Genomic DNA, 10190 nt, shown 5'->3' with positions numbered 1-10190 from the left:
GTCGCCTCGAGCTCGGCGATACGCTCCTCCAGGTCCGCACAGCAGTTACCTCCGAGATCGGCGGCTTTCGCGGTATCAAAACCAAGGCACAAACCGGCTGATGCAAGCAATGCGCATATAACCTGGTTTTTCACTCCCCCATTCATCGCGTTAGGCCCTTTCCAGTCAATCTTTCTAGTTTCCTTGTTATTGTCCTTCGATCAGGTGCCAAAGCGTTCGAACCCCCAGTCCCCCGCCTTGACACGCCACGCCGAAGGGTAGTGTTGCGCTTCGTTGGCCGTGGGCATCCGCTTAGATCGGCCAACTCCGACGATCCCGGCGCAATCATCCGGTCGCGGATATTGTGAGCAAGCGCTGTGCCAATACGGCACCAACAGTGCGTGCCCGACTTGCTGCAGCGCATCAAACGCTTTGATTTTCACCCGAAAGATGCGTGAAATACAAATAGAATCAAAGAATAAAGAACACCGCACCAAGCCGGGTTTTTCTGAAGACCCGACATGATTCGTTGCCGGTGCGCAACATTGGAAGCGGGAGATCTCGGTAGGAGCAGGACGTGAAAGACACCCCGGCCATTACAGATACTGACAAACGGAAAAGTGGTGCGACATTTGTCGCGCGACACGGCCGTGCTTCGCCGATCTGCGATGGGACCACGCAAGGCAGTCGGAACGGGCCCTCATCGTCTGGCCGAGGCGATCATGGGGCAGCAGAACAGCGCCCTGGCCGCAAACTCGCAATTGCACTCCGGAATATTATTCCAACTTTTTCTGAGGATTTTTTCCTGGCAATGGGCATGCACGACGGATCTCGCCAAGCCGTGCAATGTCGGCCCGGATTGGCGCGGCCGGACAAAAACGCACCCAAAGGAAACTGGGCCTCCAAAAAACTGGTCCGGAAACGTCAATACTGCGGCGCTGGCCCCGCTGAGTGTTCGGGCCACAGCACATCCCTCGGCGTCGATCCAATCCGCCAGCGCTTGCGACATGTGCTTCACGGACAATCCGGATGTCGCGCGCCGCAGAGGGATCTCGCGCGCGGCCGATTGACTGTCCATCGCATTTTCGATCCGGAATCGTTTGGCACGTAATTTGCGGATTTTCCGTCAGCTGCAACAAGAGCCTGTGTAAGGGCCTGAGAAATGCGGCAACGGGAGGAATGACATGTACAATCCACTACTCCAGATCGGAGGGTCTGCCTTGGCGTGTCCGGATGTGACCCGCCGGCGCCTGCTGAAATCGATGATGTTCGTCACCGCCGCGTTGGCGCTACCGGCACTGCCGCCGGACGCCGTCGCAGCGCCGCTGAGCGCGGATCAGAAGACGACGCTGTTTCGCCTTGCCCGCGACATCTATCCCCATGAGGGCTTCCTCGACGATACGCCGTACCAGGCGGTCGTCGACGCCATCATCGTCGAAGCTGAGGGCTCTCCGGCTGTCGCGGACCTTCTGAGCAAGGGTCTCGCCGATCTCGAGGAGCGCTCACAGCGCATCTATAAGACGAATTACACCGCAATCCCCAAGCCGGAGGAAAGAGAAGGCGTTCTCCGCTCGATCGAGCTCACCGACTTCTTCCAGAAGATCAAAGGCGGCCTTCTCATGGGCCTCTACAATAACAAGGAGCTGTGGCCGAAGTTCGGTTACGACGGATCCTCCTGGGAGACGGGCGGCTTCATCGACAAAGGCTTCGACAAAATCGACTGGTTCTGAAACCAGCTCTTCGGGGGAAACAAATGAGCGCGAAATTCGATCTCAACGACGACAGCCTCGTTGTCATTGTCGGCTCCGGCGCAGGCGGCGGCACGATGGCCAACGAGCTAGCCCAGAAGGGCGTGAAGTGCGTGGTTCTCGAAGCCGGCAAGACGCTGAGCCTGGATGACATCGAGAACGACGAATGGGCCATGTTCTCCAAGATCTCATGGCTCGACAAGCGATTCTCCGCCGGCGGCTGGCACGGGGCGGTGAACCATCCGGGCCTACCCGCCTGGATCGTGAAGGGTCTCGGCGGCTCGACGGTGCACTGGGCCGGCGTGTCTATCCGCTTCCAGGAGCACGAGTTCAAGATGAAGACGACCAACGGCGAGGTCGTCGGAGCCAACGTTATCGATTGGCCGATCACATTGGCGGAGCTCGAGCCTTACTACGACAAGGCCGAGCTGAAGATGGGCACGACCGGCGACGTGACGGGAATGCCCCACCTGCCGTGGAGCGCGGACTTCAAGGTGCTCGCTGAAGGCGCCCGCCGCATCGGCTACACGAAAATGATCGCGGGCCCGATGTCGATCAACTCGGTCGACAGGGACGGCCGTCCGGCTTGCCAGCAGATCGGCTTCTGCATGCAGGGATGCAAGCTCGGTGCGAAGTGGTCGACGCTGTACACCGAGCTGCCCAAGGCCGTGGAAACCGGCAACTGCGAGATCCGCACCAACTGCATGGTGCTGACGATCGAGCACGACAAGTCCGGGAAGGTGACCGGCGTCGTGTATGCGGACGCCGATGGTAAGCAGCAGAGGCAAAAGGCCCGCGTGGTTTGCGTAGCGGGCAACTCCATCGAGTCGCCGCGCCTCTTGCTGAACTCTGCCTCGAACATGTTCCCGGACGGCCTTGCCAACTCGTCGGGACAGGTCGGCAGGAACTACATGACGCACATGACGGCAGGCGTTTACGCCGTCATGCCGGGCGAGGTTCACATGAACCGCGGCACGGCCGTGGCCGGCATCGTCCGCGACGAGGCGCACAACGACCCCAAGCGGGGTTTCGTCGCCGGCTATACGATCGAGAAGCTGGCCCTCGGACTGGGCTTCCTGTCCGCGTTCCTCGTTCCCGGGCCGACGGGCTGGGGGCGGAAGGTGTCCGGTGCGCTTGAGAAATACAAGTACATGTCGGGCGTATGGATCTGCGGCGAGGATCTTCCTCAGGAGCAGAACCGCATCGCGCTGCATCCGACCGAAAAGGATCAGTACGGGCTGCCGGCGCCAGTCGTCTACAAGACCGACCACCCGAACGACACCAACATGCGCATCCACGCCTATCAGCAGATGGAGAAAATCTACAACTCGCTCGGATCGACGGAGATTTACAACCTTCCGGCCTATCCTGCGAGCCACAACATGGGCACCAACCGCATGAGCGAAAAGCCGCGCGATGGCGTGCTGAACAAATGGGGGCAATCGCACGACATCAAGAACCTCTTTGTATCTGACGGAAGTCAGTTCTCGAGCAGCGGCTCTCCGAACCCGACGCTCACGATCGTCGCGCTGACGATCCGTCAGGCGGAGTACCTCGCTGAAGAGATGAAGCGCGGGAACGTCTGAGCCTGACGCTCCGATCCACCGCGGCCCCGCTCTGCATGCGCGCTGCTCCTCGATGAGGGGCAGCGCGCCGGCTGTCTGCGGGCTAGTGATCGCGACCACGAAGGAAAGCAATGAACAACACAATTTACGACGTGATTGTCATCGGTGCGGGGCCTGGCGGCTACGTAACCGCCATACGCGGCGCGCAGCTCGGCCTCAAATGCGCGCTCGTCGAGCGGGAGCACCTGGGCGGCATCTGCTTGAACTGGGGCTGCATTCCAACCAAGGCACTGTTGCGCACCGCCGAGGTGTTCCATCTCGCATCCCGTGCTAAGGACTTTGGCCTCAAGGCCGATGGCCTTGGCTATGAGCCGGGTGCCGTCATCCAGCGCTCCCGCGCGATCTCCGCCCAGTTGAACACCGGCGTCGGCTTCCTGCTCAAGAAGAACAAGGTGGATGTCATCTGGGGCGAGGCGACCATCACGCGCGCGCCGGGCGTCACTGTACCGGGAGAAGTCGCGGTCCGCGCCACGGAAAAGCCGGCCGTGTTGCCCCAGCACGCTCCCCCGAAGGCGGTGATAGGCCCCGGAGCGTATCAGGCCCGCCACATCATCGTCGCCACCGGCGCCCGTCCGCGCGTCCTTCCCGGCGTGGAGCCCGACGGCGACCGCATCTGGACCTACTTCGAGGCCATGAACCCGCCGTCGATTCCGCAATCCCTGATCGTTGTCGGATCTGGCGCTATCGGTATCGAGTTTGCGAGCTTCTACCGGACGCTCGGCGTCGATGTCACCGTGCTCGAGGTGCTTCCGCAGATTCTTCCGGCCGAGGATGCCGAGATCGCCGCGCTTGCCCGCAAGCAGTTCGAGAAGGCCGGGATCAAAGTCCTGACCGATGCACGTGTCGTTGCTGTCGCCAAAGAGCCGGGCGGCGTGCGCGCGACAGTGGTCCACAACAACGCCTCACAGGAGATCTCGGCCGAACGCCTCCTCTCGGCTGTGGGCGTCGTCGGCAACACGGAGAACCTCGGCCTCGAAAGTCTCGGCGTCGAGCTGAGGAACGGCACCATCGCGACGGGCGCCTTCGGCCGGACGAATGTCGACGGCATCTACGCCATCGGCGATGTGGCTGGCCCGCCGATGCTGGCCCACAAGGCGGAGCATGAAGGCGTGGCCTGCATCGAAGCGATTGCAGGGCGCCCCGCCCATACGATCTCGAGGGACAGAATTCCGGGCTGCACGTATTGTCACCCTCAGATCGCTAGCGTCGGCTTGACCGAGGCACGCGCGCGGGAAGCTGGGATCGATATCCTCGTCGGCCGCTTCCCGTTCAGAGGCAACGGCAAGGCCATTGCCCTGGGCGAGACTGAGGGCATGGTCAAGACCATCTTCGACGCCAAGGACGGGCGCCTGATCGGAGCACATCTGTGCGGTGCGGAGGTCACGGAGCTCATTCAAGGTTTTGTCATCGCGATCCAGTGCGGCGCCACGCAGCACGACTTGAGCGCGACGATCTTCCCGCACCCGACCTTGTCGGAGATGATGCACGAAAGCGTCCTGGCTGCCGTGAGCCAGGCGATCCACATCTAGCAGTCGATGGAGAGGCACAGTGGTGAGAGCAAGGACTGTAATGCTGGCAGGGGCACTCTTGGCGGTTGGCAGCCTTGTGTGCGGTGCGTCGAGCGGCGCGGAGAACACGCTCGAGCTGAAGAGCCCGACCTTCGAGGAAGGCGCTCCGATCAGCAATGACCACTTCTGGAATGAGTTTGGATGCAGCGGCGGCAACAAGCTGCCGGATCTGGAGTGGAGCAAAGGACCGGAAGGGACAGCAAGCTACGCAATCACGTTCTACGATCACGACGCGCCGACCGGCAGCGGATTCTGGCACTGGGTCATCTACGACATCCCCGCTGACGTCACGGCGATCAAAGGAGGCCAATTGCCGGCGGGGGCGGTCGAAGGCAATACCGATCTTGGAAAACCCGGCTTCTTCGGACCGTGCCCGCCCAAGGGTCGAAAGCACCGCTACACGTTCACGGTTCACGCGCTGAAAGCGCCGAAGCTGGAGGTCGACAAGAGCGCGACCGCAGCCCTCACGGGCTTCTTCATCTATCAGAACACGCTGGCGAAGGGCGAGCTCAGCGGGTTCGGGGGCCCGCGCGAGTAATACAGCGCGGCAGAACGAGAATGACCGTATTTCCCGCACCTCGAAAGAGGGGTGGGAAATACGCATCGACGATGCTGCAAGTCGGCATCCGTTCCGTGGGCTCAGTGGGGCTGCCCGGCTATTATCAAATCGAGATCAGCGCATGGCTGATTCGATTCAGCGCCGTCGTCGATCCCCGGCAATCCGCCTTGGACAAGTCGCGTCTCAAGCGCAGCGTTAGCTGGATAGACTTAAGTAGGAGATGGTCCCGCGTCTCCGAGGACGGAGCATAGCGGAGGCTTATTCTTAATGTTGCCCTTTCGGGGCAAACACGCCTTGCTTGTCCACATGACTAGTGGCAAGGTTACATCAGGAAACGCTTAAAGAACAATCACTAGAGATCTCTGGCAATGACCCAGAATCCGATTCGGTTCGCCGGACAATCGGGCGGCAGCGACATTATTCAGGCATCCTGGAACCGTTGTGTTCAGGAGTACGGCCTCGAGCCGAGTATGCGTCGGGATGTCGAACGTGTCACCGACCAGAACATCCGCGATTTGCGGTCGCGGATGGAAGAGATTCTGTTTGAATCCGACGCAATCGTTGCACATCTGAGGCATGTGGCGCGCGACGCCGACTACTGCCTGCTGCTGAGCGATGCGACAGGCATCGTCGTTCAAGGATACGCTGACACCTCGGCCAGCCGCGAGTTGGCGCAGGAGGGACTCGCGACAGGGTCGCGCTGGAACGAGAATACGATCGGCACGAACGGGATCGGCACGTGCATCGTGTCGCGGCGACCGATCACGGTGACCGGACCGGCCCACGACAATCAAAGCCTGAAAGGCTTCACGTGCACCGCGGCGCCGATCTTCGCGCCCGACGGTCGCGTGGTGGCGGTGCTGGACTTCTCCGGTCGATCGGTTGCCAACAGCTCGGAATGCTCCTTCGCGCATCACATCGTCCGCGAGGCTGCCGCGAACATCAGTACGGCTCTGTTCCGGAAATGCCATCAGAACAGTTGCATCGTCGCGCTGTCGCGCGAGCCCGAATCCATGCCGCTCGCGCTCAATGCGCTCATTGCCACCGACGAATCGGGGCGACTGCTGGGAGCCACGCAGGAGGCGTTGTCCTTCCTCGGCGTGGCCGAGCTCGCCGATCTGGGCGGACTGCAGATCCAGGACCTCTGGCGTGTCTCCCTGGACGACTTGAAACCGCTGGCGATGCATAACGTCAAGCTCAGCGGGACGGACGGCGCCGACATGTATGTGACGACTTTCTTGCCCAAGAAGAAGTCGCGCCTGGGCCTATCCTCTGCGAGTCAGTCGGTGAAATCGCGATCCGCCGGAAAATCAGCGCCATTCGCGCTCGACCGTGTCGCGGGCAGCGACGCGAGAATGCGCCGCAACGTGGACCTGTGCCGGAAGCTCCTGGATCGGGACATCTCCCTGCTCCTGCTCGGCGAGACGGGCGTCGGCAAGGACACCTTCGCCAAGGCGATTCACCTCGAGAGCAATCGGGCGGGCAAGCCCTATATCGCCGTCAACTGCGCCGCCATACCCGAGACGCTGCTCGCGAGCGAGCTCTTCGGCTACGCGCCCGGAACGTTCACCGGAGGGCTGAAGGCAGGCCGCGTCGGGCGCATAGCCGCCAGCAACGGTGGAACGCTGTTCCTGGACGAGATCGGCGACATGCCGATCGACCTGCAAGCCCACCTCCTTCGCGTCCTCGAGGAGCGCGAGGTTTCCCCGCTCGGAGCGGCCGAGCCCATCGCGGTCGATGTGAGGATCATCTGCGCCACGCACCGGGATCTGCCGCACCTCGTCGAGACGGGACGCTTCCGGCGCGACTTGTATTACCGCATCAAGGGCGCGCAGCTCGTCATCTCGCCCCTGAGGGAACGATCCGACATCCTTGAGCTGGTGGAGCGGATCGTCGAGGATGAGCTGGGGGGCGACGCGGAAAAGATTACGATGTCCCCGGAGGTTCAGGACCTCTTCCGGAGCTACGATTGGCCCGGCAATCTCCGCGAGCTGAAGAACGTGATCCGTTGGGTCCTGTCCGTTCACAACGACCGCGAGATCAAGCTCGACCACCTTCCGGAGGAGCTGCTGACCTGGTCGCCGACGGCCAATATGGATGCGGCCCGTCCGAGAGGATCGGCTCCGCAGAGCCAGCCGAGCGCGACATTGGAGTTGGCCTACGAGCGCATCGAGAACGAGAAGATCATCGAGGCGCTCCGGGCCGCCAAATGGTGCATCACGTCCGCGGCGCATGACCTCGGCATCAGTCGAGCGACCTTGCACAGGAAGATCCGCAAGTACGGCATCGTCTCGCCGAACCAGCAGGACTGACCGCCACCCTACTCCCGCTCGAGAAAATCCCTCAAGCTTTGGGAGAGCCGCTCGGCGCCCGCCTGCGACGAGCCAAGAAGCGTGACGAGCGAGGTATGGCGGCCGGGATCGACTTCGCGATCCTCTCCACAGAGGCGGTAGAACCGGTTCGTTGCGGCGATGCTGAGCTCGATGTCCGGGTCAGCGAGAATGGCGGCGTGCGCCAGCACGGCCACCCCGGGGCTGCCATCCGATGTCTGCGTCAACCGCCACCGCTGCGCCGTACCGGCAAGCTTCCGGCCATCGACGACGATGTTGAACGCGCCGTCACAGAAGGCGCCGCGCACGCTTGAAAGGTACGCTTCGATTCCGAGCGTGCCGAGGAACGTCAGGAGAGGCGCGCAGAAACTCTGGTAGGTGGCGCGGATACTGAGATCCGGCGTGCGCGGGACGACGAACGCCGCCGACGCGTTGATGGTGCCCGGAGATTGCGGTGTGACGTCGCCCCCGGTGTCGCGCACATACACAGGCCACCCCCGCAGCGACATGTCGAGCGATGCAATGTGGAAGTTCGCGGCGTTCGTAGTCTGCGACGGGACGACGAGCGATTGATGCGTTCTCCAGACCGCCCAGCTACAGCCGCTCCCACGCGCGGCCGCCGCCGCGAGCAGCCGTCGCTCCAGCTCCTGTGCCGCGGCGAACTGCAGCAGCGGAACTCGCTCCGCCGCTGCCGTTACCGTTGCCGTGACCCCAGCCGGCACGACACTACTCGAGTTGGAACTGTTCGATGGCCTGGCAAAGATCCGTGAGGAAGGTTGCGGCGGGCGCGCCATTGACGGCACGGTGGTCGAACGTCAGCGAGAGCCCCATAATCGGGCGTGGCTCGATTCTCCCCTCCCCGACCACCCACGGACGCAGCGCGGTCTCGCCGACGCCCAGGATCGCGACCTGAGGCATGTTCAGGATCGGCGTGAAGTAGCGCACGCGAGACAAGCCGATGTTGGAGATGGTGAACGTGCCCGCCGTCATCTCCTTGACCGAAAGCTTGTTGGCACGCGCGCGCTCCACGATATCCCGCCGGGCCTCGATCCTCTGCTGGAGCGACAAGCGATCCGCATTTTGGATCGCCGGCGCGACCAGGAGATCTCCGGGCAACGCGATGGCGCAGGAGATGTTGATCCCGGCCTTCACCCGGATCGCCTTCTCCTCGAGAGTCGCGTTGAGGTTGGGATGCTTCTTGAGCGTGGCAACGACTGCGTGAATGAGCAGGTCCTCGACCGAGGCCTTAAGCCCGCTTTCCGCAAGACGGGCCTTGGCCGTGTTGAGGGCCGTCACATCGCACTCGGCGATATGCGTCAACTGCGCGGAGGTGGCAAGGCTCTCCTGCATTTTCGACGCGATCATGCCCTTCATCCCGGCGAGCGGAATGATGCGGTCGGGAATCTCCGCGTCTGCTTGAGAGAGAGCTTCAGCGCTCATGAGCTCGGTTCCTTGACGAGTTATGAGATTGTGGCAATCGAGCCGCCCTTGGCGACGACAGCCTCCACCGGCTGCCCGATCTTGATCGTGCCGGCGCCGGGAGAGCGGATCTCATACTGAACCTTCTCGACCATGATCTCCGCAATCAACTGCCCTTCGGAAACGGCCGCGCCGTCCGAAACGAGCCAGCTTGTGATGGCAGCCTCAGTATCTTCCTCCCAAAGATCGGTTGGGATCTTTACATCCAACGCCATCCGCGACGTCCTTTCATTCTTTCGTAGGCTTCGATGATCTTATCAGGGTTCGGCAGAGCGAACTGCTCCATTGGCCGCGTAAACGGAATGGGGATATCGGGATAGGCAACACGCTGAGGCGCCGCCTTGAGAACGGATATATCACGCTCGGCAATGCTTGCGATGATCTCGCCGGTCACGCCGTAGCTGCGGTAGTCCTCGTCGACGACGATCAGCTTGCCGGTCTTCGAGACCGAGGCGAACACCGTTTCCCGATCGAGCGGAACGAGAGTTCTAAGGTCGACGACCTCTGCGCTCACGCCCTGGGTCGAGAGTGCTTCCGCAGCCTTGAGCGCGTTGTGCACGCCCATCGCCACGCCGACGATGGTGACGTCCTTGCCCTCGCGTACGATGGCCGCCTTGCCGAACGGAATGCTGTAGCTCTCTTCCGGAACGTTCACCGTCGCGGCAGGCTCCGTACCGAGCCATCCCATGCCCTGCAGACCCTTATGGTACATGTAGATGACGGGGCTGTCGTCGCGGATGGCCGTGGTCATGAGCCCCTTCGCGTCATACGCGTTGCTGGGCACGACGACCTTCATGCCGGGCAGATGCGCGAACGTGCCGTAGAGGCATTGGGAATGCTGACCGGCGTCGGAGTATCCGCCGCCCGTGGATGTCATCAGCACCACCGGAACCTTGACCGTC

At 62.2% G+C, this 10190-nt stretch carries 9 protein-coding genes; 5 read left to right on the top strand and 4 right to left on the bottom strand.

From position 1 onward, the window contains the following. Positions 1-1163 precede the first annotated feature (1163 nt). The 5 genes from IT540_RS17660 to IT540_RS17640 all read left to right on the top strand — a co-directional run bounded on the left by IT540_RS17660 (position 1164) and on the right by IT540_RS17640 (position 7791). Positions 1164-1709 carry a gluconate 2-dehydrogenase subunit 3 family protein gene (locus IT540_RS17660; protein WP_291180888.1) on the top strand — a complete coding sequence of 182 codons (546 nt, stop codon included), beginning with the start codon at positions 1164-1166 and terminating at the stop codon, positions 1707-1709. Between the two features lie 23 nt (positions 1710-1732). Beyond that, positions 1733-3313, top strand: a complete 1581-nt coding sequence (locus tag IT540_RS17655) for a GMC family oxidoreductase (RefSeq protein ID WP_291180887.1) — start codon at positions 1733-1735, stop codon at positions 3311-3313. Positions 3314-3423: 110 nt separating this feature from the next. Then, entirely contained in the window at positions 3424-4881 is a 1458-nt protein-coding gene (lpdA, locus tag IT540_RS17650) for a dihydrolipoyl dehydrogenase (RefSeq protein ID WP_291180885.1), read from the top strand. 40 nt (positions 4882-4921) lie between these two features. After that, positions 4922-5458, top strand: a complete 537-nt coding sequence (locus IT540_RS17645) for a YbhB/YbcL family Raf kinase inhibitor-like protein (RefSeq protein ID WP_291180883.1) — start codon at positions 4922-4924, stop codon at positions 5456-5458. A 389-nt stretch (positions 5459-5847) separates the two neighbouring features. Then, positions 5848-7791, top strand: a complete 1944-nt coding sequence (locus IT540_RS17640) for a sigma-54-dependent Fis family transcriptional regulator (protein WP_291180882.1) — start codon at positions 5848-5850, stop codon at positions 7789-7791. 8 nt (positions 7792-7799) lie between these two features. Here the strand turns inward: IT540_RS17640 and IT540_RS17635 are convergent, their stop codons facing one another. From IT540_RS17635 to IT540_RS17620, 4 genes are all read right to left on the bottom strand, one after another. After that, a complete protein-coding gene (locus IT540_RS17635; RefSeq protein ID WP_291180881.1) occupies positions 7800-8531 on the bottom strand; it encodes a hypothetical protein in 732 nt (243 codons plus the stop codon). Positions 8532-8535: 4 nt separating this feature from the next. Next, complete coding sequence (locus IT540_RS17630; RefSeq protein WP_291180880.1) at positions 8536-9249, bottom strand: 2-oxo acid dehydrogenase subunit E2; 714 nt, start codon at positions 9247-9249, stop codon at positions 8536-8538. A gap of 20 nt (positions 9250-9269) precedes the next feature. After that, positions 9270-9503: a lipoyl domain-containing protein gene (locus IT540_RS17625; RefSeq protein ID WP_291180878.1), complete on the bottom strand. Its 234-nt coding sequence runs from the start codon at positions 9501-9503 to the stop codon at positions 9270-9272. After that, on the bottom strand, positions 9488-10190 hold a 703-nt coding region (locus IT540_RS17620; protein ID WP_291180877.1), incomplete at its 5' end, for a transketolase C-terminal domain-containing protein. The genes IT540_RS17625 and IT540_RS17620, both read right to left, overlap by 16 nt.

Source organism: Hyphomicrobium sp., from assembly GCF_020852195.1.
Lineage (GTDB): Bacteria > Pseudomonadota > Alphaproteobacteria > Rhizobiales > Hyphomicrobiaceae > Hyphomicrobium_C.
This window is presented reverse-complemented; position numbering and strand designations above follow the sequence as displayed.

What these genes read in the sequence shown, in the direction of transcription:
- lpdA (WP_291180885.1), top strand. Translation starts at nt 3,424, where the DNA reads ATGAACAACACAATTTACGACGTGATTGTCATCGGTGCGGGGCCTGGC.
- IT540_RS17625 (WP_291180878.1), bottom strand. Translation starts at nt 9,503, where the DNA reads ATGGCGTTGGATGTAAAGATCCCAACCGATCTTTGGGAGGAAGATACT.
- IT540_RS17655 (WP_291180887.1), top strand. Translation starts at nt 1,733, where the DNA reads ATGAGCGCGAAATTCGATCTCAACGACGACAGCCTCGTTGTCATTGTC.
- IT540_RS17640 (WP_291180882.1), top strand. Translation starts at nt 5,848, where the DNA reads ATGACCCAGAATCCGATTCGGTTCGCCGGACAATCGGGCGGCAGCGAC.
- IT540_RS17660 (WP_291180888.1), top strand. Translation starts at nt 1,164, where the DNA reads ATGTACAATCCACTACTCCAGATCGGAGGGTCTGCCTTGGCGTGTCCG.
- IT540_RS17630 (WP_291180880.1), bottom strand. Translation starts at nt 9,249, where the DNA reads ATGAGCGCTGAAGCTCTCTCTCAAGCAGACGCGGAGATTCCCGACCGC.
- IT540_RS17645 (WP_291180883.1), top strand. Translation starts at nt 4,922, where the DNA reads ATGCTGGCAGGGGCACTCTTGGCGGTTGGCAGCCTTGTGTGCGGTGCG.